Here is a 24,957-nt window from a genome sequence, read left to right as displayed (position 1 = left end):
CATGTTCATAGACCAAAATAGAATATTGTCCGAGACCGATGGTGGTCTGAAAATTATCCTCTATTACTATCCGAATGCTGCTGTGGCTGTGGGTGATAGAAGGAAAAAATTCAAGCTTCGTGAAGCTGAAAAAACTGCATCTGCGACACTTAAGCTTTTGGATGATGGTACATATGTAGTGACTGATTTTGGTGGGGACCAAAAGCCAAAGAATGGTATTCATGTATGCATGGAGGAAGAGTCTTTGACTTTCAAAGATGCCCTTCAAGTTTTGGCAGAGAGATTTGGAATTGAGGCAGAGGGGTTGTCAGTGGATATACATAAGCCTGAGATAAGTACCAGGGAAGCCGCCAAGGAAGAGAATGACGGAGAATGGTATTTTGAGACGCGTGAAGATTTCACGGAATTGGATGTCAAGACTGTTCTAGCGGATAATGCGGTACCATATCAGCGATCATCCGAAGGAGAGAAGATTGATTTTGAAAAGGTAAAGACAGTTTTCCGGAAGTATCATTTTTACTCGCTTAAGGCATATTCAATAGTGAAGGACCGTAAGGTTATCACTATAGCAGCTACAGATCACTATCCAATTTTTATGTGGGATGAAGGGGATTTTAAAAAAATCTACCAACCTCTAAGCCCAGATAAGAGCCGTAGATTTATGTACTACGGAAAGCGCAAAAAAGAGTATCTGCATGGGTATGATGTCTGCATAAAAGCTCAGCAGGAACTCAATAAAGACAATGAGCAGGTAGATGAAGAAACTGGTGAAATAAGACCAGGCAAAGAAAAGAAGCTATCCGAAATCATGTATTGCTCCGGTGGATCTGATGGTATGAACTTGGCCATGATTGGCTACCAGGTTGTATGGCCTAACTCTGAGACGGCCAAGCTTACCAGGAAGCAATTCCGAGATCTGCATAAACTGTCAGAAAAAGTTGTAAATGTTCCAGACTTGGACAGCACTGGCAAAAAGGAAGCTCATAGAGTAGCCTTAGAGCATTTGGAGCTTCATACAATAGAGCTGCCTGAGAGCCTGAAAGAAAAGCCAGATAGACGAGGAAACCCTTCCAAGGATATAAGAGATTATCTAAAATGGTATAGGCCCTACGATCTTAAAAAACTGGTAGAGACATCGATGCCTTACCAGTTTTGGGAGATGTATTTTTCAGAGACAAAATCGGGTCAGCTTAAGAAGCAATACAATGTCAAGAATACTAGGATGTATAATTTTCTTGGTAAGAATGGCTTTTGCCGACTGGAGTCTGACAATGACAAATCAGGCTGGATCTACATCAAAATTACCAATAACATTGTCAAGCAGATCAATGTAAATGAAGTAAAGGCATTTATCAATGATTTCCTCAGGGACCGATACATGGAAGAGGAATTGAGGGATACCTTTTACCGATCTACTCAGGTCAATGAAGGATCAATGTCCAATCTTCCTTTGGTTGAAATTGACTTTACTGACTACAGCAAGGATACGCAGTATTTCTTTTTCCAAAATCGCACCGTAGAAGTTACGGCCAAGGGTATAAAGGATTTTAAGTTGGGGGAAATTGACCGCTTTGTATGGGATGAGGAAGTCATCAAGCACAATTTTAAAAAGCAGGATCCTCACTTTACCTGGAAGGAAAGAGCGGACGGCTCTTTGGATATTGAAGTTGTGAAGCGTGACAATATCTTCTTGAATTTCTTGATCAATACTAGCCGAGTCCACTGGCGCAAAGAACTAGAGGATGCCTTTGAAGGAAAGACCACGATGGAAGCAGAAGAGTATTTCAAAAAGCATCAGTTTGATATTGCAGGACCTAATTTGGATGAGGAAGAGATCCGGGAGCAAAAAGACCATCTTTTGAATAAAATCTACACCATTGGGTATTTGCTTCACAGGCACAAAGATCCATCACGTCCATGGGCTGTATTTGCAATGGATCACCGAGTAGGTGGAGATGGGGAGTCTCATGGAGGATCGGGTAAGTCCCTTGCGTATAAGGCTGTCAGGCTCTTTATGAAGGCGGTCTCTTTGGATGGCCGTAATCCTAAGCTTACAGAGGATCAGTTTATCTATTCAAATGTTACCAAGCATACGGATCTGATATTGGTGGATGACTGTAATCAGTTTCTCAACTTCCAGTTCTTTTTTGCGCCGCTTACCGGGGACCTGACTGTCAACCCCAAGCAGACTCAGAGATATGAGATACCATTTAAGGACGTTCCCAAGTTTGTCCTTACGTCCAATTTCGTAGTCCGTAACCTGGACAGCTCTACAGAGCGAAGGTTGATCTACTCTGTTTTTTCGGACTACTACCACGAAAATTCCAATAACTACTACAAGCAAGCCAGACAGCCAAAGGATGATTTTGGTAAGAATATCCTGGGAGCTGAATTCACTGCTGATGAGTGGAATGACTTCTACAACTTCATGATGCAATGCTGTCTATTCTATCTCAACCATGGCAAGATCTCTCCACCTATGAATAACGTAGTCCAGCGAAATCTGATCTCCATCATGACAGAGTCATTCCGAGAGTGGGGAGAGGTTTATTTCTGTGCCGAAAATCAGGGTCTTGATCATATGGTAGTCAAACAGGATGCCTTTGACGACTTTAAAAAATATGCAAAGGTTAATTGGTCCATGCAAAAATTTACCAAGGCACTGAAGGCATTTTGCGAGCTCAAGGGATACATATTGGATCCTGACGAATACAAAAATTCGGATGGTAGAATTGTGCGTAAAGCAGCCCGTCCTGATGGTAAGGACAGAGCTATGGAGATGATTTTTATAAAGAGCGGAGATCCAGGAGTAACTGTATCTGATGAGTCTGAGACCATTCCAATTATAAGCGGAGATTTATTCATTAACCTATCTGACGAGGCAGCGTCAGAGGCATTCTGATATGGAAAATCTGACAATTCAAACCAAAGCACAATTGGCCACAAGCATCAAAGAGCTTATGGACCCAATGACCGGAAAGCGCAGACTGGGGATGGTGTATTTCCAGCGACTCGAAGATGGCGGACTGATAGCGCGATCAGTCAGCTTGGAGACAGATCCCGATTCTGTAAAGCAGATGATTCGCAATCAAAAAATTTACATACCAACAAAAACAATAATCGCTGAAACAAAATGAATGACAAAAATCTGGTAACCGTGGAGATATCACTGATCAAAATGATCAGTGATATGCTCGATGAGCAGGAGAGATTCTTCCAGCTTACAGCCAAAGCCAAAAAGAGTGGTATTCCGCAGCTGTGGAATGACCGTAAAGAATGTTTAACTAACTGTAAGGCACTTGAGGCCGAAGTTAAAAAACATTGCAAAAATATCCTCGAAAGATATGGGATGAGCGCTGATCAAGCGCTGAAAGAAATTAAGGAACAATTGGGAATAATAAACTAACACTATGACACTACAACCAATAAAAAAGAAATCAGCTAGAGTTTATCAAGCTCCCTGCATTTCATTTACCAAGTCGGGTATCATGCGGATATCTAAAAATCTAGCTACTCATTTTTCACTCAAAAATAGTGATCGAGTCACGATTCTGAATGATTCTAATGATCCTCAAAAGTTTTACCTAGCCAAGGCAAAAGCAGCAGACACTGATGCTCCCCAATTGAAAAACACATACAAAACAGGTCTGAAAGTGGCCTATCCGGAAGCATACAATGAGATTTTGAAAGTGCTAGATATTCCTAAGCAATCATTGGTTATCTACACGCTAGGTCAAGTTACTACGGCATATGGGCCGGCACTTATATTAGATATGCAGCCACTTATAAGACTTAGAGACCATGTGGTACCACAAAATATATAATACCTGTAATCATGATAAGCTGGAAGCTTACATCTATGCAGTCCTAGTGGGCTTAAGTTCATTAGTATTGTGGACGACAATTTTCCTCTTGCCTGGGTGTGTGTCTGTGCAGCCTGTAATTACTGAAGATCAAGGAGTGGTCATTGACATAGGTGATGACTGGGTGGAAGTGAGCTATAAGGTAGTCAATCGCCCAATTGACACCAGGGTACGCAACATCTACCAAAAGCGCTGCGGACACTATTATCGGATATCGGACTTGTATCCAGATCCCTTGAAAGAGCGGGAGCCTTGCCATGAGCAAGACCCGCATTTTTTCCCTGGAACCAATGTAAAAATGTAACTCTGTAACAATCAAATCTCAACATCGAAAAAATGATTAATTCTTTTGAAATATTTAAAAAACTAAATCTAGATGATACTGCTAATAGTAGTAGGAATTTAGCAATGAGCAATACGCTCTTATCCCTCAATAAAGTATCTGGAGGATTTGAGATAAAAATGGGTGTTAGCCATGAAGCCGGTATGGATGTATTTACGGATAAGTCATTTGCCGTGGCATTGATTATCAATAGAGATGAGTATGCCAAGGTCAAGCATCAGTTTGAATCTTTGCCTGTGAAAAAAACTAGCGGTAAAAACCACTACATTTTAATGCAGCATGATCATTACGTTCCTAAGAATAACCTGCACAAGGAAGTCAGAGAACGTGTTAAAACTGAATTCTGCAACCGTCTTACCGGTGACATAGCTGTAACAGTGGATGCGATTTACAAAGCCATTGTTGAGCTTAATTTTAAGTATTCCCGGTGTAAGCCTGTCAAAGCAGACTATTATTCCGATCTAAAGTTATTTGATAACCCTCAATTACGAGTAGATGGATTATTTACAGTCACGTTTTATGAGGTTAAGGAGGTGAGTAATGCCTAGGTTCAGAGCTTTCAAATTACAAGGTGTAAGAGCTCTTTATGAAAATGGGCTTAGAGTATCGATCAGTAGTGAATATTTAGAAATCAGAAAAACTGATCCATTCTTTATTCAGCAGGAATTAAAAACCTTGACAAAGCAGTATGAAATCACTGAAGAAGAATTCAAGGTACAGTTTAAAACTATCTTGAAAGATTTCCCAGAAATAAAGGAGGTGGTCAATGGGTAAGCCACTGATCACTGGCCTCTTTGGTTGCTCCTGTCATGGATTTGATTCCTGGGAGGAATGTGAGCAAGCGCATAAGCAGCGCTTTAAGATCGGGGATCCTGTAGAGCACAGGTGTACCGGTAAGCAAGGATATGTTCATAATCTTTCTGAAGGTGGGTTTTGCATTGTAAAGATGGGTGTCACGCCAAGTGAAAATATACAATACCATGCTGCCAATCTTATCAAAAAAGAGAAAGTGGACCTAGAAGACAGCTATCACGATCTTGTAGTAAAGGAGTTAAAGTGGATAGCTGCTAACAAACATAAATTTTAATTAAGCCATGCCAAAAATCAATAAACAATTCCACTTAGAAGTCACAGTCGAGCAATTCCTAAACGCATGCTCTCTTATCGAGCTGCAGGAATTGGATCTGCTCCTGGACACTCACCTGAAGAGAGCACAGCACAGAGCCAGGGTTGAAGCTTATAAAAATGGACAGCTATTCATTGAGGATAGTGATGAAGATGTAAATACAAGTGAACATTTACATTGCCCAAATTGTGAATCACCATTTTTAGGAAAAGAAACAGATGGCACTATCAGATGCTCAAAATGCATGATGGGATTTAGGGTTTCAAAGGAAATACCGGAAGAGACTAAAATAAAGTGTCATTGTTATACTCATGATATGAAAGCAGAATGCTGGGCTAACTGTGATCTAGGAGAATAACGTACCGCAGCTTGTAGAGGTGTGGTATTAAATCGTAATAAAATCAAATCAGTATAAACATTAATAGATAAAAATTATGTCAGAATTAAAAAAAGAACCCACATCTCTCAAAGATAGAGTTATCGGTTCGGCTTGTGTAAAATGCGGAATGTTAAATATTGATATAAAATTCCAACCTAAAAAAACTAAAATATACTGGAGCCAACACAATGAAATTGAGGATATTGAAAAATTCACAAAAAATGATAGGTATTATTCATCTGATGAAATTTATACAGAATGTTTAATACGCACATGTAAGACTTGCGGGCATAAAAAAGCTATTCCTTGTGTTGACCGATAACGTGTTTTCGCTTTGCGTTCGTGCGTATAGATGCACTAAACTTGAATTAACCACGTCTGCCCTCATGAAGCAAAACGAATGTTGGCAGCAGTATTTTATCAGATTATGACAAAAGAAGAAATAGACAAAAAAGTATCTGAGCTCAATGAGATTGCAGAACAAATTAAAAATTCAACTGGGATATTAGATCCTAAGTTGTTAAGAAAGTCAGACCAATTAAGGGCTGAATTGTATGGTCATTGGGATATTGTCAAAGGCACATATTCTAAAAGAGTAACTTCATTTACTCGTGATAGGCGGTAGTTTTAATATTGCTGCCAACGTTAAATGTTTGTGCAGTTGGGGATTAGAAACCACTGCACTGCCAAAATAATATGAACTTAATAAACATATACACAGATGAATACACCACAAAAACCCCAATTGCATAAACATAGTGTTATACGCTGCCTTTCTATCGGTCAGGTGGTTGCAGTTGGAATAGCACACACTTATCAAAAAGGTATTGGTTGGTATGATTATTCAGAATCTAATTACATAATCGAAAAGATAAGTAGAAAAGAGATTATTGGACGTAGCGAAAGGTACAGCCATGAAGGTATTAGAATTAGCCGTGAAGATTTAGACTCTGGTCGCTTTGAGTTGCGTCTTTAAGGTTGCGTATAACATTCCGCTTTCCTCATTGTGTTTTTTGTCCCTTTACAAAATGAATTAATAGATTTGATAGGCTTAAACAAAAAGAGCTTTCTCCATATAGAGGAAGCTCTTATTATAGCTATTTACTGACAATCTCAATTACATTTCCTTTAAAATCGACCTTTGCTGACACTGTGTTTGTTACCTTTCCTCCAAAAGCATTGGTTCCTCGAAATTTAGTGATAACAAAGATGTAGTCTCCGTCATCTCTAAATCGTGTTTCTACATGTTCATAACTATCAGGATCATTCATGCTTTCCTTTATTTTTTTGGTTAGCCCTCTATGAGATCCATCCCATGAGCTGAATTGTTTTTCGACCTCTTTTTGTCGTTCAGTCTTTGGTGTACCATCCTTATTTAAATCGCTGTCATCATCCCCACTTCCGAATGCTATAAAAAGAAAAAAAGCTACAGCTACTAATGAGAGTAAATGAATTGTAAGTTTTGATTTTTTCATAAGAAAAGATTTTTGATTGATTTAAAATTTCTTAAATATAGAAAAGGAATTGCAGTTGATAAAGTAACGATAATAAGATCAACGATATCAAATGTTCCAGGAACAATATTAATTAACTGACCTAATTCAGAAACAAGGCCAATTATAGGAGCTATAGTAATCCAAAAGAAACTATTTTTTGTTAGTTTGAAATCCCATATAACCAACATGCAATAAGTAAAAGAGAAGATCCATAAGCCATCAGGAAGACTGTATATTATCCATTCTGGTAAATTGATCTCACTCTTTAAGCTTCTCAAAAAAATGATTAAATCTTGTATTCCTATTGACTCAAACCATCTAAACATAATTAGAGTATCAACTCTAAATATGATGTAAATTAACCCACCTACTAGTAGAGGGATAATTACAATTAAGGTTTTTTTGAGCCTATCCATAAACTTAAACCATTAAGCTTTTTGAAACTTGGACAACAACTTGATTTTTTCAAAGTAGGCATCCCAATCAGCCTTTTTATTGGTAGCTGAAGGATTGGATCCGTCATTATAAAACCATACTTGGTTTATTTTCCCGCTTTCATCCCTACTAATTCCGGATTCTCCATAAGCTAGTTTTATAAGTGTAAGCTCATTTAAGGCTTTATACTTTGTCCAAATTGGGATATTATCCTTAGTATTTGGTAATCTGCTTTCATGCCAAATGTTATTATAGCCTAATGGCATGTATTCACGATTGAAACAGGTCCATTCCCCTTGATCATTTTTCATGATCCCGTAGGGTAAGTTTATTCTGAAGAAATTACTGAGCATAGTATTTATGGTTAAAGTTTATTTCCAAGTTAGGTCCTAGTAGGACAAATTAAGTCAATAAAAAACCCAGGCTTTGCAGTCTGGGTCTTTGATATTATCACTCACCCATGATCTTCCGGGCGTGATTGAGTTCGCTATCGTCCAGCTCTCTGTCTGGCCTGTAGTGCTCCCGGATAAGGATGAGAGCGTAGAAGTGCTCCTGTAGCACAGCTAGCGTCTCCAGATCTTCCTCCGATAGCTGCTCCTGCAGCTCCGGCTGTCGGGCCAAGAGCGTTCCCAGACGCGTGAGCGTCATCAGTACTGGCGTCAGTGAGCCCTGGATGTTTTGAAGCTTCTCCACGGCCTCGCCGTAAGCTTCTCTTTGGTTTTTACTCGATGTTTTGGACATAATATAAGAGAGGCCCCGGTAACTGTCCAAAACATCAAAACGTGCAGGCACGACTGAGAATTACCGCTCCAAACGGCTTTACCGAGGCTTTGCTTTAAATTAGAAATTGAGTGGAATCTGAACCTGCTCATAGTAGTATAATTTTGAATTGTTTTGGACACCGCTAATATACAAGTCCTGTTTATGATTTTACGCAGTAATTTTCATTGCATAAGTACTGCATTTCGGGGCTAATTACTGCATTTCCTTCGCTCTCACAATACCAATATCCATGTAAGTGTCATATTGTCAGAGCTTCCCAGCGCCCCTGATTTGGCCTCTACGGGCCTCTCCCCATACCATCGTACTGAGTTACAAAATCCGTCCCCGACCGCTACAGCGGAGGGGACACCGCTGCTCTTTTCCCTGGCAAAAGCTTCTTTGCCTGTTCTGTTCCAAACCTTCCCTTTAAATAGTTACAAAATTTTTGTAACTCTGTAACTAAAATAAAGAATACTATATTAATACCCCTAAAAATCAGCGCTTTGCGAGGTTACAAAATCAAAAATCCATTTGTAACCAAAATAGGCTGGTTACAAAAATTTTGTAACCATGTTTTGGGCACTTTTCAGGTTACAAAAGTTACAAACAGTTTGTAACCAATTTTGTAACCAAAAATGACTTTGTAAATTATTGTTTATCAATTAGTTAAGGTTACAAGGTTAAAAAGTTACACGGTTACAAAAATTTCTGAGTTTGAACACTCAGACACTTGACAGCTTGCGGACGCAGTACTCTTGCAGTAGTCATGCGAATGTTTTATCTTTAAAAAAAACACTCGTATGAAAGTATATCTCAGGATACAGAGCCCTCTATATAGAGACTATTTACGCTACCTGCTGCCCCAGTCCGAGGGTATTTTTTGCCTTAGTAAGCAGACCGATTGGGGGACCTTGGTCTGTAGCTTTGTCAGATACTCGGATACTCCGGTAGATCGGGAGACTGGTGAGGATGTGATGACCTTCTTACTTCCCAAGACTCACAGCTTGGCATCTGCTCCCAACTATCACTGCTACATCCGCTCAGAGGATCAGATTAAGATCAATGATTTTTTGAAGGTCATCTTCAATCTGGACCTAGACCGCTGGTACATCAAGGGCATGAAGATGGGCATGCAGCAGAAGGAAGTCTTGGAGTCCTTCATAGTATCACGGAAGCTGACCAACTTACTCAATGACAATGAGACTTTGAAAAAAAGGCAGTACCGGGAAGAGCTTCAATTGCTGGAAGAAAGAAAAGAGCTGCTGAGACAGCGCTGTTATTATCGTAACCAGAGATTGGAATTTGATCCCCAAAAATATCTTGTAAATACCTGAAAAATCTTTTGGGGATTTCACACAAAACATGTTGAAACTATGCAATCCAAAGTAAACAATATCTGTAAGGTCCAATATGCCACCCTAGCGAGTGTGACCGATTATGTAGAGCTTCCAGGGGGAAGAGTTATCATCACTGCTACATGGCAGGATCTTCCCAACTCCCGACCGCCTGAGTTATTGATCAATGAGGAGATAGGCAAGGCGGGGAGGCTTTATGTCTGCAACTTTACAGCAGCTCTTACAGAGTCACGCCTTATAAAGCATGGATTGGTAGTCAAGATATCCTTTGATGATGGAGCTGAGCCGATGATCATCGGTGATCCATCGCTCCCAGTGCGCTTGCTTGAGCAACATGAGCTTAAGAATAAGTCCATCCGATTTACGCACAATAGCTGGCACTATCCATTTAGAACCCTTGTGGCTACACCTGTAGGCAGTAATTCGGGCAGTGGAAGCTCAGGAATGTAATTTTAAAGTCCTTTCTATGGCCTATTGACTTAATTAACATTGTATTGAGATATTCTACATACAAATATCCATACAATGAAAAAACTGGCGGCCAACTGGCCATATCTTTTGATCTCTCAAATAGTGAAGGGCAAATTTTTCCTTCATCCTACCATAGCGCTGTCTTTGGGGCCACAGGTGAGCCGCTTGCTTTCTGAGGAAAATTTCCATGGTCTTCCCACCAAGCGGTCATTGCATCTGCATGCTGTGAAGCCTACGGGCGAAAAAGTGCAGATGATTTTTGACGATTATGAGGATGATGATGAAGAAGAGGGCTCTAGGGATCGCAAGTATTCTATGTATGACGATGTTCCGGAAGGATCCGTTGCCATCATCCCTATCAAAGGATCAATGATGAAGTATGGCAGCTTGTGCGAATATGGAGCTACTGAGTTGGCGGATTTTATCTTGGAAGCAGGAGCGCATAAGAATATTGGCTCCATAGTTCTTGACATTGACTCTGGAGGCGGTGCCGTGGATGCTGTTGCTCCATTGGTACAGGCAGTAGAGCGTGTAAAAAAGCTATACAAAAAACCTGTAGTCGCTTCTGTTGACATGGCATGTAGTGCTGCTTACTGGGTGGCATCAGTCTGTGACAATATCATTGCGGACAATAATATCTCATCTGAAGTAGGCTCCATAGGAGTCATGATGAGCTTTACCGATGTACGCGGATACTGGGAAGATAAGGGAGTAAAGTTCCATTCTATTTATTCCAATGAGTCTACGGATAAGAATCTGGCATTTCAGCAGGCCTTGGATGGTGATTATGATCTGATCAAGGAGTCTCAGCTGGATCCATTAGCCAGGGCATTTCAGAATGCTATCAAAGACAACAGAAAAGGCAAGCTCAAAGAAAGCACTCCAGGAGTGCTTAGCGGTAAGACCTTTTTTGGAGATGAAGCCAAAGCTATCGGACTGATAGACCAAGTTGGCGACAATATGCGGGCGGTAGAGTTCGCACTGAGTTTGTCTCACGCAAGAAAATCAATATATAATCTTTAAAACGCAAGCAGAGATGAAAAAAATGATGTCTGTCGTCTTAGGGTTGCTCGGGATTCAATCCTTTGCACTGAATGACGGCAAACCATCCCTGACAGATGAGCAGAAGACTCAGCTGGAAGGGCTTCTCGGTAAGGACTTCACAGCTAAGTTTGAGAAGTTTCTATCCGAAGGAGAAGGAGAATCCGATGCCAGTGCAGGAGTGGAGTTGGTCACCAACCTACAGAACCAGCATCAGGCCTCGGTAGCGGATCTGCAAGCGAGGCTTACCAAAGCTGAAGAAGAAAGAAACAAGCTTCAGGGAGCAGTCCTTAAGCTTAGTTTTGCTTCCGAGGAAGACCCTAAGCCTTCGCTTGCAGTGGAATTGCCCCGTAAGGAAGGCAAGAAGTCCATTATGAAGGTGGATTTGAGTAAAGGGCATTACAGAGAGATGATGTCTTTCGCCAAAACAGGCTATATGTCTGCTAATGCGACGATTGACGTTCAGGACCTATTGAAGGAGTTTGGTACTTATTTGAGTCAAGGGCCTAACAATTTCCAATTGCTAGACAGTGTATTTAATGGATTTACTTCTGCTGGTCTGTTCACAGAACAGCCAGCAGTTACTGAATATAGATCCATCATGCCTTTGATTACTTCTGTGTCGCAGCAGTTCGTAAACAAATGGACACCTAGTGGTCATTCTAAATTTGAACCATTGAAGATTCAAAACAGAAGGCATAAGATCAATGTGCCTATTATTCCTTCAGCTGTTTTGACTTCGTACATTTTCAGTATGTATCGTGAGAATTTGGCACCTGACCAAATGCCTATTTTCTTCTATATCTGGCAAAATTTGATTTACCCTCAGTTGATGCAAGATATCGAATTGAGAATGATCTGGAAGGGAAGATATGAGGAACTTGCATGGGGATCAGTAAATGAAGGTCAAGCTGGACAAGCTCCTGAGAAGTCTATGGATGGTGTAGAGACCATCGTAGCCGACAACTTTGTAGCGGGTAATCCTTACGATATGCGCTATTTTGATGGTGGTGACTTCGATTGGTTCACTGCTTCAGATAAAGAAGTTTTGGAATTTGTAGATGAATTTGATTCTTGGATGGCTCCTATCTTCCAAGCTATGCCATTCCCGGTATTGTGTTCCAAAGAAGTTTGGAAGAGATACAGGCAAGCGTATAAGAATGTTTGGGGTACAGGTTCTGGTACTGAAAATCATAATTTTGGTTCGAATGCCATTGACTTCTCTAATAAGTATCTGGTACCTGTGGATGGTATGTATGGTTCTCCAAACCTTATCGCCACTCCTCCGGTCAACCTTGTTAAGCTTAGACATATCAACGGTGTGCCAGCAGTCATCAATGACGTTCAGAAAAAAGACTACGAAGCTAGGATTTTTGGAGAATATTGGATGGGTGCAGGCTTGCAGTATGGTCCAATGACCTTTGCTTACCACAAGCCAGGATATGATCCTCATGCATTGGTGACAGGCGTGTACGGTGCTCATAACGAGTATCAGCAGTTTAAGGGTACCAACCCTGACAAGTCTGTAGTTTTTGGTGGAAGTGGTAGTGCGAGCGGTTCTGCTTCAGGTTCTGCTTCAGGTTCAGGTTCTGGTCTATAATCCAAAAGGAGGTAAGATATGACTTATGTAAATGTTTCTATTCCGAAGGTTAAAACGGGGGCTGGTGCCCCCAAACCTAAGGAACCAAATGTATTGATGATCTTGGCGGCAGATGTGGAAACGATGCCGGCAAGAGATGGTGTAGTATCCACTGGGGATATTACGTTGAAAGCCGGCAAAAAAGCAGTGGCTATATACGTGACTCCAAAATCTATCAATCGATTTGACTCATCTGATGGTGAGACATCAAGAGAGATGGGCGGATTCTTGAGCAACTTTGTGTGCGAGAGACCTGGGGATGATGAATTCTTTGCAGGATGGCTTCAAGAATATCTCAATGAGGGCTTCTTGATCTTATCCAAAGAATGTGGTGATCAAAAGGGCACTAGGCTACAAGGAACGCCTTGTAATCCATTGTACATGACTGTAGAAGGTCAGGACAATGAAGAGGGTATCATGAGCACGCTGACTTTTGTGTCTTCCCAGAGAAGTGCACACAAGATGACCCACTACAGAGGAACTTTGCCTCCTGTGTATGAAGGGCCTGTAATCGGTGGAGCCAGTGGCAGCGGTAGCGGTATCTAAGCATAATAGCTATGACTGAAAAAAAGAAAGCTCCGGCCCGTACCCGCGGGACCGGAGCTACTTCCAAAAAAGCAGCTGCAACAAAGGAACTTGTAGCAGTACAGGAAGAATCTGCTGCTCAAGAATTGAAAAGGCCACATGTGCATAAATGGCCTGAAATTTCGGTAGTGATTCCTTTCAGAAAAGATAAAGCTGAAGGAGATGAATTGCTGTATGCTGTGCGTGCTTGGGCCAAAAATTTCCCTCAAGCAAAGATTGTGGTAATCGGTGACGCCTTGCCATGGTTCAGCAAAGAGATCATTCACATTTCATTTGAAGACAGCAGCGACAATGCCCAGGTGAATACTACGGGTAAGATCATGGCAGCTATTGCTTCAGCTGATGTGACTGAGCAGTTTTTGTTGAGCTGTGATGATATCTATCCAGTGACTCCATTGGATGGCGCTGACTTCCTGATTTTACGTGCCAATGCGACGCCATTGAAGGAGCGTAGGACCAAAGGTGGACATTACCAAAAGAACTTGGAGCGAACTGTAAAGGCTTTAAATAAAGCTGGAATAGTCAATCCTCATGATTATGATACGCATACGCCATACTTCTTTGATAAGGAAGTGTTGGCAGATGTGATTGCATTCTATGATTGTGCAGGGGAAGATGCCAAGTTGTTGCCTTCGCTCTATTTCAATTCTTGCTATCCTCATATCATTCCGCTAAAGCTGGATCCAGTGAGGGGGCAGTATGTAGGGCGTGTGGTCAATACCACCGGTAACGATGGAGCATTATCCAAGGCATTTGAAGAGCGTAAGTATATCAATCATGACCATGGTTGCTATAAGCGCTGCGAGCCGTTTTTGAAGGCTAAATTTTTTGAGAAATCGAGATTTGAAAAATAGGATCCATTGAAAGCAGATGTTGAGAGCTGGATCAAGTCGGGTGCATCCTTGGGCGAGGGCATCCGGCTTTTTTGTTTGCATTCAAGCGAAGAGCATCCCTTTGTCAAGCTGTGCAAGCGATACTATCAGCAGTGCAAGCCTATTCTTGTTCAGGAGTTGGCTCTAAGATCAGGAATATCCTCAGTAGAGCTGAAGAAGCTTACCGAAACACATGGAGGATCCTTCCGAGAGAACTGGCCCTTTCTCAATCAGCCTGACTGTCCGCTAGAGCTCAAGATCCTAGCGGCTAACAAAATCACAGCCTACTGGAACTACGTCAATGCTCATCGACGACTCTTTGACTGCCGGACCAAAGAAGAGCAGCTGGCCACAGTCAAGGAAGTGGTAGAAAACTTCATGGAGAATAGAGCCATCATTGCCGAGTTTGTATATTATAGAGAGCACGGGCATGTATTGGGTAAGCATCCTATATTCCAGGAGTTTCGCAATTATAAGCAGCTCCGCAGGCTTAACCCTGTAGAGCTGATCAAGCGCAAGACATCGCTCGAACATAATATTTGGAGAATAGAATCTGAGTTGTCAAAAAATGACAAGCCACATCTGAAGGTAGATAGAGAGCGCAGATTGCAACAAAAGAAAAACGAACTGGCAGAAGTGGACCGGTTGATAGAAGCGATAAAATGATGGTATGGTTTTTAAAAAGTACGATAATTTCCATAATGGTTTTTCTAGCCATATTCATAGCTAAAGTCAGTTATGATTTTTTCATACTTAAGGATTACAGTGGTTTTGGTAGGAAAATGCCCCTTCCAAAAGGAAAAAAGAAAGTATTGAAAAGAAAAAACAAGTGCAGGCCAAATTCCATTAGATACTTGAAATGAAACTTTTTTCCCTCTCCGAAATCCAACCAAGCGAAGAAGCTGAAGAGCCGGTAGATCAGTCAGACCGTGCGGAGATTTTACGTACAAAATTTGTCCAAAAGCACTGTGAAAAAGTAAACTCGCTCAAAAATCTGATGGGCAACTATCCTGTGCCTGGAGAAGCTTTTTTCCTCTACACCTTGAAGAGCTTCAATGCCTTCACCTTTATAGTCTACATCATAAAAAATGTTGGTCCAATTGATGAGCTTACCTTTTCCACATATTCGCTTAATGAGCGGATATTGAATAGCCTGGTCAAATGGTATGACAAGGGAGAGATCAAGCAGATTAACCTATCGATATCGGATTCCATTCAGCATCGTATGCCGCGAGTCTATGATCAGATACAGATCCATCAGCGAGAGCGTAGGTTTCAGGTCAATTACTGTTGGAATCACAGTAAGGTGACGCTGATCAGAAGCTTGGACAATTACTTTGTAATCGAAGGATCCGGCAACTTTTCGGAAAATGCCATGCATGAGCAGTACATCTTTATGAATGATGCTCAAGTGTATGAGTTTAGAAGGCAATGTCTGATGTCCTTAGCTTGAGGTATAAGAATATTGATATTTGGATATATGGAAAGCCTGACATTCACACTTGACGATGAGAGAGCAGTAGAGCTGGAGCGCTTGTCTGCCCTGGGATTTACCCATGAGGAGATGGCCAAGTATTTTGATGTGGACAAAAGAGTCTTCATTGAAAAGGCCTTGGATGTCAATTCGGATGTGTATTACCATATAGAGCGGGGAAAACTCGTCTCATTGGCCCGTGAACAAATGGCACTCTTGGAAGGTGCTGAAAAAGGCAATATTACTGCAGGTCAGCAGCTCCGTACTATCCGCAGGGATCGTGGATGGGAGACCAGTAAGCTAGATATTTTTGGAGGATTTGAAGACAAGCGCTTGATTGAAAAGATTCAGGATTACATCCAATCTGGTTCGGTCAATCAGATCAGCAAGGAGGAAGCCATCTATATCGATGCACTGACACTTTTCAACTCTATGTCCAGAAAATACGGGCGAAGGAATACCATTGCTTTTTTTACCCGTCCACCTTTCAATCTCAAGTATGCCCGTGCATCTGAGATGTATGATGAGGCGATTAATCTTTTTCATACGGACCGATCGGTAGAGAAAAAAGCCATCCGCAATATGTTTGCTGAAAACATTCAGGAAGCTGCCCGTATCGTCCGTGAAAATGCTGCTACGGCTCGTGATTGGGAAGTGTATGGAGACTTAATGATGAAGGCTTCCAAATTACTCGAACTTGACAAAGAAGAGCCGCCAAAATTACCAGCAGAAGCTTATCAAAAACCAATCAGGGTTTATTCACTGGAAACTGATAAGATCGGATTGCCGTCCATCAGTCGCCAGTTGGTCGCTTCCCAGATTGAAGAGTTAGAAATCCCTGAGCGTGACAAGATCAGGCTCAAGCAGGATGCCATGATATTACCAATCAACTTAGAAGAAAAACTGCATGAGCTGGAGGAAGAAGGTAAAGGAGAATAGTAAAGGTGTAGCCACCGTATTTGCCAACTGGCTCTCCCAACTGACCATGATGCTCATGCCTCGCTTCCTGTATATCATTGCTGGTCGGGGATCGTCCAAGACTACCGATATTCTTGTAGAGCGATTGATTGAGATGGTCTATGATATGCCTGGAGCTCCTGTAGTGTGGTTTTCTGACACCTATGCCAACCTTCAAAAAAACGTCCTCAGGACCGTGGAAGAAGGATTGAAGGCAAAAGGGTTTATCGAAGGTATTCACTACGTAGTGGGCAAAAAACCGCCTGAATTTAGCGAGGCACAAAAAGCCGATCTACCACCTGAGATACGCGAACATTTTTGGAAGCCGTACAATAACATCGTCCGATACCAGGACACGATTATATTTTTTACTGGCTTGAATATTACGTTTGGTTCACTGGATCGTCCTGCATCCCTTGCCGGTGGTAACTATGTGCATGCCATAGGTGATGAGGTCAAGTATGCCAAGGAAGAGCGGGTGTCCAATCTGCTCAAGGCCATCAGAGGGTATCGAGTGAAGTATGGGCACTCCGTTTTTTATCGTGGGCATACCTTCACTACCGATATGCCCAATCCTTCTAATATTGGGGAATATGACTGGATACTCAATCGAGCTACTAAGATGAAGGCAAAAGCCTTGCTCCTGGTGGTGAAGTCTGCTATGATTGTCAATGAAGCTCTACAGGAGTATCTGGTAGCAGCACAGGAAGGGGATAGAGAAGAAGCAGTCAAGAAAAAGCGCACCTATGAGCGATGGGTGGAGCGGTGGACGACTGCCCGGATGGCTCCAGATGCGCACACATTCTTCTACATAGCATCATCCTATGTAAATGTAGATATCCTCACGCCTGAGTGGTTTGAAGACGCTTACAAGGATGATTTTGGAGACGTCAAGACCGCCATTCTCTCCATGAAAGCAAAGCTGGAAAAAGGAGACCTTTTCTATGCCAATCTGAATGAGCGACACTTCTACATGGATGGGTCAGATCCAGTCTGGGCAGAAAGATTTGGCATCAATGAGGAAGAGGATTGCAGAATCCTCAAGTATCATGATCTCAACAAAGCCATTGACGGAGGAGCCGACTTTGGAAATATGATCAGCTTAAGCTTAGCTCAGGAGCTTCAGGGAAATTATAGGGTCAATAACTTTATCTACACACTTTCCCCTGAATGGATCAGGGAGTTGGCAGATAAGTTTTTGAAGTTTTACAAGCCACAGAAGGAAAAAACCTTGAATCTCTACTATGATAGAGCTGCCAACAACTACAAGAAAGCAGGGCAGGATTTGGCAACACAATTTAAGCGAGCCATTGAGTATGATGAGGAAGGAAAGCGCACAGGCTGGAAGTGTGTGTTGATGTCTGAGGGGCAGGGTAATATTCCCATGAGTGAAGAATACTCCTTTATGATGGAGCTGCTTGCCGGCAACAATCGAAAGATGCCAAAGGTGATGATAGACTTTTACAGGTGCAAGCCTTTGCGCTGTAGCTTGGAGATGGCACCTGCCAAAATTAAGGAAAGCGGTCCAAAATCCATTGTAGTCAAAAATAAAAAATCAGAGACACTGCCGATCCATCGCCTCCCCCTGGAGTCCACCAATCCATCTGATAGCTTCAAATACTTGATGATGCGAAGGAATTGGAGAGCTCTGGTCACACAAAGGAAAGTGTATACAGGAAGTGCTAGTGTGAGGTAGAATTTTTATATTGCTCAAAAAAAAAATGATTTTAGATAAAGCAAAATTTTCTGATTTTATTGCAAATTATCCACTATATAAAAATGCAATTATTGAAGTTGAACCAACATTCACACCTAAGCACTTAGAGGGCTTAGGGTTCACTTTTAGTTGTAGTTGTCAGAAAGATCCTGTTACAGTTATTTTAAGATTTTCAGATAAAATAAGCATGAATTTAAGTAATGTTTTTTCATCTAATAGTATGCTGGAATTTATTGAGAATGGAGAATTTTTATTTGTAGAAAGATTAATAGGACAGTGTTTACTTTGTAAAAATGATGTTTTTCATCTTCTTTTAAAATTGAATTCTAAATTAGATGATATAGGGGATCAATTGGGTATTAATTTTTGTAAAATAGGCCAATACCCAAGTTACTCCATAAAACCTGATAATTACATTCAAAAAACTATCTCTAGTGAAAGTTTAGATTTTTATAAAAAAGCCTTATTAAATATATCTGCTTCATTTGGATTAGGTGCATTGGCTTATTTTAGGAGAGTTTTTGAAAATGAGGTAAGAGCTATTTTGAATGAATTTTTGAAAGGAAGTAGCGATGAGATGGTAGTAAAACAAGATATTGAAGATGCAATTAAGGCTAATAAGATGGATAAATTTATTGAAAGTGCCTACGAACGTGCACCATTACAATTAAAAGAGTTCGGTCAAAACCCTTTAAAGTTAGCTTATAATATTGCATCTAAAGGTATTCATTCTGAAACTGATGGTGTATGCTTAAAAAATGCTGCGGATCTTAAGTTTCTTTTAGACTTTATTTTTAAGGTGATTTATGATGAAAAAAATACAATTAACCCGATTAAAGAAATAATTAAAAAGCATAGCTAGTTACCTTCCTGTCCTTTCTCACTTTTTAATGGCTTCCGATATTGGTACCATGAGCCAATTGACTGTTTGGAAAGCCATCGAAGAAATGCGTGAATTGTCCGCCGAGGGCCTTTCTTTTTCATTTTCTTTTATGTCCTACGATAGGACTAAGCAGACTACTCACGGTATCGTGGAAGTCCGTAATGCCAGGCTTCGCAATAAGTCCAAATTGGTCAATTTCGAAAACTCCGAACTCATCGAGCCTTACATAGATCTCGATACCAATGAGCTACGGAGATTTTCACATCCTACATTGATGACCTTTAATGGCCGTACGGTCGAGCTACTATGAGCGAAGTTGCAGAGAAACCATTGAAAGTCGGTAACTCCCGCGTGCTGCGTGTGGATGCATCTGCTTTTGTCATGGGACAAAATCCCTTCAATCAATTTGATGAATTTGTCAATATCCAAAAAAACATTGACTGGGAAGCTGATCCTACAGTGGTCCAAGGTATCAAGCTGGTGCCTCATGGAGTCAATAATGACTTGCCGGTCATTATTCGTGACATCATGGACAAAAACAACCTTGCACCGGGCATCCTGGAGCGTGAGATTGGATTGCTCTATGGTGATGGTCCGCAGCTGTACAATTTAGTGTTTGAAAATGGCTTTGTCCGTCGGGAATATGTCGCAGATCCTGAGATACAAAGCTGGCTTGACTCCTGGGATTACAAGCGATACATAGACATGGCTATGGTCGAATTTAAGTACATGAAGGGTATTTATACCAAAGTTGTCCGCAACCGAGGTCCTAGAGCCGGCTTTGAAGGGAGAATCAATTATTTGCAAGTGGTCCCGGCTACAGATGCCCGATTGGCTTGGCCTGAGACTGGCCCTTTGCGATTGGAATCAGTCAAGCGAATATATGTAGGTGATTTCCAAAATCACTGCTTGCATACAGGTCTGACAGGATATCCGGTATTTGATCCGATGGATCCATTCCGCTATCCGATTACTCTTGGCTATGACAACAAGTATTCCTTTGGCCGTAATTTTTACAGCGTACCGAGCTATTACGGTTCGCTCAACTGGATCATGCGCAGCTCTGATATTCCTGAGGTGTTGAGGTATCTTTCAGAGAATGGGATTACCTCAGCATTCCACATCCATCATCCAGCTAGGTACTGGGAAGACAAGGAAGAGAAGCTCCGGCAGATGTATCCTACTGAGACAGATGCACAGCTTCAGAAGCGAATTGAGCAGCTGAAGGATGAGCTTTTTGAATCTATCTCCAAAGTGCTGACAGGCAAGCGAAATGCCGGTAAATTTATTGAAACTGTTGATTTCTATGACGAACAAGGCAATTTATGTCAGTGGAAGGTAGAGAGCATTGACCAGAAGGTGAAAGATTTCATTGATGCACAAATCAAGATATCCGAAAAAGCAGATTCAGCTACTACCTCAGGCATGGGACTTCATCCTTCCCTTTCTAATATCATTGTCAATGGACAGTTGAGCAGCGGTTCACAGATGCTCTACGCACTCAAGCTATACATGGCTTCTGATACGACTATTCCAGAGGAAGTTGTATTTCAGAAGATCAATCAGGCTATTGCTGCCAATTTCCCTAAGAAAAAGCTTCGCATGGGATTCTATCATCATAGCGTAGCCAGAGAAGAAGATGTAAATCCGGAAGGAAGAGTAATGAATTCAGCAACTGAGGAGAAATAAGCTATGTTATTCAATAAAAGTAATCAAGGAGCTCAGGAGCTTCAAGACAGGACAGGCAGCTACTATGCCAACAATGATTTTTCCAGGATAGAGACAGATGTGTTACTAGCAGAGAAAGATATCATAAAGATAGTTGGTGGTGGTGTTTATGCTCGTGCACTAAACCATTATAATTCTTCCAATTACCAATCTGAAAGTACAGACCATGTGATTAACAATAAGTTGGTGCAAATGCTTCAGATGCCTATTGCTTATCTGGCCACATACAATTATTATCAATCTAATCTCGTCTCTCATCAGGATACTGGACGGAAAGTATCCATTGATAATCAAAATGAAAAAATGGCCTGGGAGTGGATGCTGGACCGAGATGATAGGGCGCATTTGTTGAAGGTCAATAAGACTGTGGATCTATTGATATCCTGGCTTGAAGAAAACAATATCACAGAATGGAAGAATTCTGATAATCGGAAGTTGACAAGGGAGCTATTTGTTAACTCAGAGAAGGTATTTCAGGAATCTTATCCTATAGATGAGTCGCCGAGATTTTTTTACACGGTCTTAGCCTGGAACAATGAGGTTCAGACCAAGACTATCAAAAAAGCACTTGGAGCGCTCTATGCTCCTTTGCTGGCTTTTTGGCAATCTTCCCTGGTTAGCGGTAGCGGTACTCCTCCAGACAATGCAGATGAGCTTCAGGAACTTTTGGAGATGGTCCAAAAGACTATTCCTCTTTTTGTCATGTCAAAAGCGGTGAAGCGCCTTAGCTTACAGGTGTTGCCTGATTCGGTAGTGCAGCAGTTTAAATCTGATAGAGGTGCCAGAGCTGCAAGTACGCCGGCACTTACAGAAGTGATCGAGTGGCACCATAGTAGCTTGCTTAGAGATGCATATTTGGCCTTGGATGATATTAAACTGTTTTTGCAGCGCATGGATCCTGAGTCCGGGAGATTTCAATTAATTCCTGAGAATAAGCCTTCAAGAAAATTTGCACGCACATGAATACGCTTGAAATCCCCGAAAAAGATATCAAGCTCGAAATTCCTTCCCATTGGGATGAGATGAGCGAAGAACAAAGAAACTATTGCCTCAAGCAGGCAATCTGGGCTTCTTTTGGGATTATCAGCGTTGATGAGGCTCGTGTAAGGTGTTTATATTTTCTACTGGAAATAAAAAGGGATTGGGCCTCTATCGCCAAAGATCGGATATTAGGTCAGGATAGAGTATTAGACAAGTACAGTAGAATTTATGTCTTGTGTGATGAGCTGATCACTTTTTTGTTTAAATCCAATGATTCAGGATTATTGGAGATCAACTATGATACCGTATACAATTATTATCCTGTTTTTCAGACTAAGAAGGCTACTCTCCATGGTCCAGATCACTTACTTGCTGATATTTCATTTGGTGAATTCAGGGCTGCAATAGAGTACATGAATGAATACTTTGAGAGTAAGGAAGAGCTCACACTATGTAAGATGATTGCTTGTCTTTATCGTCCAGAGCGTGACAATTTTCAGCAAGTATCCAAGCATGAAAATTTTGACGGACTTCGAAGACAACCATTTAATAGAAATAAAGTCCATGAAAATGCCCTTTTGGTAAAGAATATCAGCAGCATTCATAAGACTGTAATATTGTTATGGTTTACCTATTGCATCCAGTACATACAGTCAGAAGATTTGACCTTGGGAGGGTCAACTGTTAATTTCAGAATTCTCTTTCCAAAATCGAAATCCGAAGACACGAGCAGTAAGAAAAGCGGTGGAGATTGGATCTATGTGCTGCATGGTATCGCCAAAGAAGGTCCATTTGGGGATTTGGAAAAAACAGACAAAGTAGGACTCTTTGATATCCTCCTCTACATGGAGGATATGAAGCGGACTATGGACAAACAAAAAGCCAAAACTAAACGCAAATGATAGAAATCAAGCGATTTGCATCCTTTTTGGATGAGCTCAAGACTGATGTACAGGGATTGGAAGATTACCATCTGGTGGCAGTGGACACCCATGCAGTCAATAGACTTAAGAGCAAGACAGGTGTGCAGCTCGTGGCAGTCATCCCCAATGCACAGCGATCTGGGAGAGTGGGAGCTTCGGAGGATATGAACAGCTCCATTTTTTTTGTGATAGAAAAAGCCAATCCGTCAGCAGCTCGGACGGCTGAAATAGATCAATATGACAAGACACAGCAGATCATCATCGAGATCCGATCCATCATCGAAGAAGCAGCCGAGGAAGGATGCTGGCCCTTCTGGAGACTGGAGCCAGGATCCATCACCATCGATCCGGAGTACAATATCTTTGGCGGGTGGAATGGCTGGTCCATGCAGTTCACATTCTGATTACTATTTCCGGGACAATACCTTTGATGGTCGTGTCCAGGATAAAGTGTGTAGTAGATGTGGGAGGATTGTAGGATTTGATATAGTGTAAGTATTATAAAATATTTACACTAAATTTTGGTTTATAGCTGAAAAGCTTAGAACTTGTAGATTGCTAAAACATCAATCCAATGGCCGCAAGTTTGAAAAACATCATATTACTTAGTCAAGGAGAAAAAAGAGAGGTTTGGACTAGCCTGGTTCTGCTCTGTGATGCTCATCCTGAGTTTTCCTATCACTACATCAAAAAGTATAAGTTTCCATTTGAATACAAAGGGTGGTTTTTTGAAAAGCAGCCTGTAAATGTAAAGTCAGAATGAGTAAGCAGATAAAAAAGCAGATAACTGAAGCTAAGAAAAAGCTGAAGGTTGCAGGTCAGAAAGTTGATCATATTACAAAAGTAGTTGAAGGCTTTAATTTTTTGGTCGAGAAAAAAGCTGTCGTCATTGATGGTCATACTGTTTATCTATACAAGGATCTCTGGGGATCCGACCCTAAAACACCGGATGCTTGGATGGCCAATGCATATATTTATTTACGTGTAAAAAAGTTATGCGCAGAGGGAGATAGGATCTATTTTAAGGATATTGAGACTGATGAGAGGATAGGGGTATACATGAGTTAAGAAAACCTTTATAAAGAGTTTAAAAATACCCTGAAAAAGGTAAAAAATAGTATAGAAAAACTATTCGTAAAGTTTTTATGTTTATAATTGTACGATAGTTACAATTGAACCCTACTTATTATGACAGCTAAAGGTAATTCTCTCAAGATAGACTTGAAAGCAAGAACTATTACTGGTACTTTTGAAGCAGTTTTTTTTCAGAATGATGGTTATTGGGTTTTTTATGCACCCGCACTTGATATTTCATCTTACGGTTTAACAAAAGAAGAAGCAGAAACATCATTCTTTGAAGTTTATCTAAAGGAATATTTCTCAAATATTATAAATAATCCATCGGATGGAATGAAAGAATTGGAATCTATGGGTTGGAAAAGAAACAAGCACTTAAGAAAGCAATTTTATTCTGATTCTTATGTAGATAAAGATGGCTTTTTAAATGAATTTAATTTGCCAGAGGATACCGAAATTGTAAATAAAGAGTTTGCGGTTTAATGGGTAAAAAACAAATAAAAACTGTTTGTTGGAGAAAATTTTTAGAAAGTAAAGGTTGCTTATATAATCGAACAAAATCTTCTCATGAACATTGGAAATGTCCTAATTGCTTTCGGACCATTACTTTTCATGGCCACCATAAAGAGGTTCCAGAGTTTCATATTAAGACAAATTTAATGACAATGGATGTTACTTTTGAAGAATTCTTGAAATGGGTTGAAGAGAATTGTTAGCATGTATTCAAACTTTTTAGCTGCCTACTGTTAAGGTAATTTATAGGGCAATCTAGGCAGTTAAAAAGTAGTCAAACAAATAATTTTCCCATTCGTGCCTGTATGTTAGTACAGATTTTTATAGGGATAAAAAT

Annotated in this window: 35 protein-coding genes; 31 read left to right on the top strand and 4 right to left on the bottom strand. The window is 40.9% G+C overall.

Going from position 1 to position 24,957, the window contains the following annotated elements:
* The first annotated feature begins 1 nt into the window (after position 1).
* The 12 genes from IE080_RS13710 to IE080_RS13655 all read left to right on the top strand — a co-directional run bounded on the left by IE080_RS13710 (position 2) and on the right by IE080_RS13655 (position 6,687).
* A complete protein-coding gene (locus IE080_RS13710) occupies positions 2–2,902 on the top strand; it encodes a replication initiation protein (RefSeq protein ID WP_189583621.1) in 2,901 nt (966 codons plus the stop codon).
* A 1-nt stretch (position 2,903) separates the two neighbouring features.
* Positions 2,904–3,137: a hypothetical protein gene (locus tag IE080_RS13705; RefSeq protein ID WP_189583618.1), complete on the top strand. Its 234-nt coding sequence runs from the start codon at positions 2,904–2,906 to the stop codon at positions 3,135–3,137.
* Positions 3,134–3,406: a hypothetical protein gene (locus IE080_RS13700; RefSeq protein WP_189583615.1), complete on the top strand. Its 273-nt coding sequence runs from the start codon at positions 3,134–3,136 to the stop codon at positions 3,404–3,406. Before IE080_RS13705 ends, IE080_RS13700 begins: the two co-directional genes overlap by 4 nt.
* 4 nt (positions 3,407–3,410) lie before the next feature.
* Positions 3,411–3,824, top strand: a complete 414-nt coding sequence (locus IE080_RS13695; RefSeq protein ID WP_189583612.1) for a hypothetical protein — start codon at positions 3,411–3,413, stop codon at positions 3,822–3,824.
* Positions 3,802–4,167, top strand: a complete 366-nt coding sequence (locus IE080_RS13690; protein ID WP_189583609.1) for a hypothetical protein — start codon at positions 3,802–3,804, stop codon at positions 4,165–4,167. Before IE080_RS13695 ends, IE080_RS13690 begins: the two co-directional genes overlap by 23 nt.
* A 32-nt stretch (positions 4,168–4,199) precedes the next feature.
* Entirely contained in the window at positions 4,200–4,754 is a 555-nt protein-coding gene (locus tag IE080_RS13685; protein ID WP_189583606.1) for a hypothetical protein, read from the top strand.
* Positions 4,747–4,980, top strand: coding sequence for a hypothetical protein (locus IE080_RS13680; protein WP_189583603.1), 234 nt, complete (start codon positions 4,747–4,749; stop codon positions 4,978–4,980). Before IE080_RS13685 ends, IE080_RS13680 begins: the two co-directional genes overlap by 8 nt.
* Complete coding sequence (locus IE080_RS13675; RefSeq protein WP_189583600.1) at positions 4,973–5,293, top strand: hypothetical protein; 321 nt, start codon at positions 4,973–4,975, stop codon at positions 5,291–5,293. Before IE080_RS13680 ends, IE080_RS13675 begins: the two co-directional genes overlap by 8 nt.
* Before the next feature lie 7 nt (positions 5,294–5,300).
* Positions 5,301–5,690, top strand: a complete 390-nt coding sequence (locus IE080_RS13670; protein ID WP_189583597.1) for a hypothetical protein — start codon at positions 5,301–5,303, stop codon at positions 5,688–5,690.
* A gap of 76 nt (positions 5,691–5,766) precedes the next feature.
* On the top strand, positions 5,767–6,033 hold the full coding sequence (locus tag IE080_RS13665) for a hypothetical protein (RefSeq protein ID WP_189583594.1): 267 nt from the start codon (positions 5,767–5,769) through the stop codon (positions 6,031–6,033).
* 78 nt (positions 6,034–6,111) lie between these two features.
* Positions 6,112–6,336 carry a hypothetical protein gene (locus IE080_RS13660; RefSeq protein ID WP_189583591.1) on the top strand — a complete coding sequence of 75 codons (225 nt, stop codon included), beginning with the start codon at positions 6,112–6,114 and terminating at the stop codon, positions 6,334–6,336.
* 96 nt (positions 6,337–6,432) lie between these two features.
* A complete protein-coding gene (locus IE080_RS13655; RefSeq protein ID WP_189583589.1) occupies positions 6,433–6,687 on the top strand; it encodes a hypothetical protein in 255 nt (84 codons plus the stop codon).
* 121 nt (positions 6,688–6,808) lie between these two features.
* Here IE080_RS13655 and IE080_RS13650 read toward each other — a convergent pair whose 3' ends face one another.
* The 4 genes from IE080_RS13650 to IE080_RS13635 all read right to left on the bottom strand — a co-directional run bounded on the left by IE080_RS13650 (position 6,809) and on the right by IE080_RS13635 (position 8,383).
* Positions 6,809–7,186, bottom strand: coding sequence for a hypothetical protein (locus IE080_RS13650; protein ID WP_189583586.1), 378 nt, complete (start codon positions 7,184–7,186; stop codon positions 6,809–6,811).
* Positions 7,183–7,623 (bottom strand): hypothetical protein, encoded by a 441-nt coding sequence (locus tag IE080_RS13645; protein ID WP_189583583.1) that lies wholly within the window; start codon positions 7,621–7,623, stop codon positions 7,183–7,185. Before IE080_RS13645 ends, IE080_RS13650 begins: the two co-directional genes overlap by 4 nt.
* A 12-nt stretch (positions 7,624–7,635) precedes the next feature.
* Positions 7,636–7,953 carry a hypothetical protein gene (locus IE080_RS13640; protein WP_189583580.1) on the bottom strand — a complete coding sequence of 106 codons (318 nt, stop codon included), beginning with the start codon at positions 7,951–7,953 and terminating at the stop codon, positions 7,636–7,638.
* A 139-nt stretch (positions 7,954–8,092) separates the two neighbouring features.
* Entirely contained in the window at positions 8,093–8,383 is a 291-nt protein-coding gene (locus IE080_RS13635) for a hypothetical protein (protein WP_189583577.1), read from the bottom strand.
* A gap of 821 nt (positions 8,384–9,204) precedes the next feature.
* Between IE080_RS13635 and IE080_RS13630 the strand changes: the two genes are divergently transcribed.
* The 19 genes from IE080_RS13630 to IE080_RS13540 all read left to right on the top strand — a co-directional run bounded on the left by IE080_RS13630 (position 9,205) and on the right by IE080_RS13540 (position 24,590).
* A complete protein-coding gene (locus IE080_RS13630; protein ID WP_189583574.1) occupies positions 9,205–9,738 on the top strand; it encodes a hypothetical protein in 534 nt (177 codons plus the stop codon).
* A gap of 39 nt (positions 9,739–9,777) precedes the next feature.
* On the top strand, positions 9,778–10,209 hold the full coding sequence (locus IE080_RS13625) for a hypothetical protein (RefSeq protein WP_189583571.1): 432 nt from the start codon (positions 9,778–9,780) through the stop codon (positions 10,207–10,209).
* 75 nt (positions 10,210–10,284) lie between these two features.
* Positions 10,285–11,253: a S49 family peptidase gene (locus tag IE080_RS13620; RefSeq protein WP_189583568.1), complete on the top strand. Its 969-nt coding sequence runs from the start codon at positions 10,285–10,287 to the stop codon at positions 11,251–11,253.
* Positions 11,254–11,266: 13 nt separating this feature from the next.
* The gene (locus IE080_RS19515) at positions 11,267–12,871 is read left to right on the top strand and encodes a hypothetical protein (RefSeq protein WP_229800640.1); all 1,605 of its coding nucleotides are present in this window, start codon (positions 11,267–11,269) and stop codon (positions 12,869–12,871) included.
* Between the two features lie 18 nt (positions 12,872–12,889).
* Positions 12,890–13,456 carry a hypothetical protein gene (locus tag IE080_RS13610; protein ID WP_189583565.1) on the top strand — a complete coding sequence of 189 codons (567 nt, stop codon included), beginning with the start codon at positions 12,890–12,892 and terminating at the stop codon, positions 13,454–13,456.
* An 11-nt stretch (positions 13,457–13,467) separates the two neighbouring features.
* Positions 13,468–14,349: a hypothetical protein gene (locus IE080_RS13605; protein WP_189583562.1), complete on the top strand. Its 882-nt coding sequence runs from the start codon at positions 13,468–13,470 to the stop codon at positions 14,347–14,349.
* A gap of 6 nt (positions 14,350–14,355) precedes the next feature.
* Complete coding sequence (locus tag IE080_RS13600) at positions 14,356–15,033, top strand: hypothetical protein (protein ID WP_189583560.1); 678 nt, start codon at positions 14,356–14,358, stop codon at positions 15,031–15,033.
* A gap of 193 nt (positions 15,034–15,226) precedes the next feature.
* Positions 15,227–15,820 carry a hypothetical protein gene (locus IE080_RS13595; RefSeq protein ID WP_189583556.1) on the top strand — a complete coding sequence of 198 codons (594 nt, stop codon included), beginning with the start codon at positions 15,227–15,229 and terminating at the stop codon, positions 15,818–15,820.
* A 27-nt stretch (positions 15,821–15,847) separates the two neighbouring features.
* The gene (locus IE080_RS13590) at positions 15,848–16,780 is read left to right on the top strand and encodes a hypothetical protein (RefSeq protein WP_189583553.1); all 933 of its coding nucleotides are present in this window, start codon (positions 15,848–15,850) and stop codon (positions 16,778–16,780) included.
* Positions 16,749–18,494 (top strand): hypothetical protein, encoded by a 1,746-nt coding sequence (locus tag IE080_RS13585; protein WP_189583550.1) that lies wholly within the window; start codon positions 16,749–16,751, stop codon positions 18,492–18,494. The genes IE080_RS13590 and IE080_RS13585 overlap by 32 nt, the downstream gene beginning before the upstream one ends.
* A 25-nt stretch (positions 18,495–18,519) precedes the next feature.
* A complete protein-coding gene (locus IE080_RS13580) occupies positions 18,520–19,377 on the top strand; it encodes a hypothetical protein (protein WP_189583547.1) in 858 nt (285 codons plus the stop codon).
* A 28-nt stretch (positions 19,378–19,405) separates the two neighbouring features.
* On the top strand, positions 19,406–19,708 hold the full coding sequence (locus IE080_RS13575; RefSeq protein WP_229800639.1) for a hypothetical protein: 303 nt from the start codon (positions 19,406–19,408) through the stop codon (positions 19,706–19,708).
* Positions 19,705–21,087: an SNARE domain-containing protein gene (locus tag IE080_RS13570; RefSeq protein WP_189583539.1), complete on the top strand. Its 1,383-nt coding sequence runs from the start codon at positions 19,705–19,707 to the stop codon at positions 21,085–21,087. Before IE080_RS13575 ends, IE080_RS13570 begins: the two co-directional genes overlap by 4 nt.
* Positions 21,088–21,090: 3 nt before the next feature.
* Entirely contained in the window at positions 21,091–22,089 is a 999-nt protein-coding gene (locus tag IE080_RS13565) for a DUF6712 family protein (protein WP_189583536.1), read from the top strand.
* Positions 22,086–23,009, top strand: coding sequence for a hypothetical protein (locus IE080_RS13560; RefSeq protein WP_189583534.1), 924 nt, complete (start codon positions 22,086–22,088; stop codon positions 23,007–23,009). The genes IE080_RS13565 and IE080_RS13560 overlap by 4 nt, the downstream gene beginning before the upstream one ends.
* A complete protein-coding gene (locus IE080_RS13555; RefSeq protein WP_189583532.1) occupies positions 23,006–23,434 on the top strand; it encodes a hypothetical protein in 429 nt (142 codons plus the stop codon). The genes IE080_RS13560 and IE080_RS13555 overlap by 4 nt, the downstream gene beginning before the upstream one ends.
* Positions 23,435–23,604: 170 nt before the next feature.
* The gene (locus IE080_RS13550) at positions 23,605–23,793 is read left to right on the top strand and encodes a hypothetical protein (protein WP_189583530.1); all 189 of its coding nucleotides are present in this window, start codon (positions 23,605–23,607) and stop codon (positions 23,791–23,793) included.
* The gene (locus IE080_RS13545) at positions 23,790–24,098 is read left to right on the top strand and encodes a hypothetical protein (protein ID WP_189583528.1); all 309 of its coding nucleotides are present in this window, start codon (positions 23,790–23,792) and stop codon (positions 24,096–24,098) included. The genes IE080_RS13550 and IE080_RS13545 overlap by 4 nt, the downstream gene beginning before the upstream one ends.
* 120 nt (positions 24,099–24,218) lie before the next feature.
* Positions 24,219–24,590 carry a hypothetical protein gene (locus IE080_RS13540; protein WP_189583526.1) on the top strand — a complete coding sequence of 124 codons (372 nt, stop codon included), beginning with the start codon at positions 24,219–24,221 and terminating at the stop codon, positions 24,588–24,590.
* Positions 24,591–24,957 lie beyond the last annotated feature (367 nt).

This window comes from Mongoliitalea lutea (assembly GCF_014652135.1).
Lineage (GTDB): Bacteria > Bacteroidota > Bacteroidia > Cytophagales > Cyclobacteriaceae > Mongoliitalea > Mongoliitalea lutea.
The sequence above is the reverse complement of the archived record's forward strand: the minus strand, read 5'-3'. Positions and strand labels throughout refer to the sequence as shown.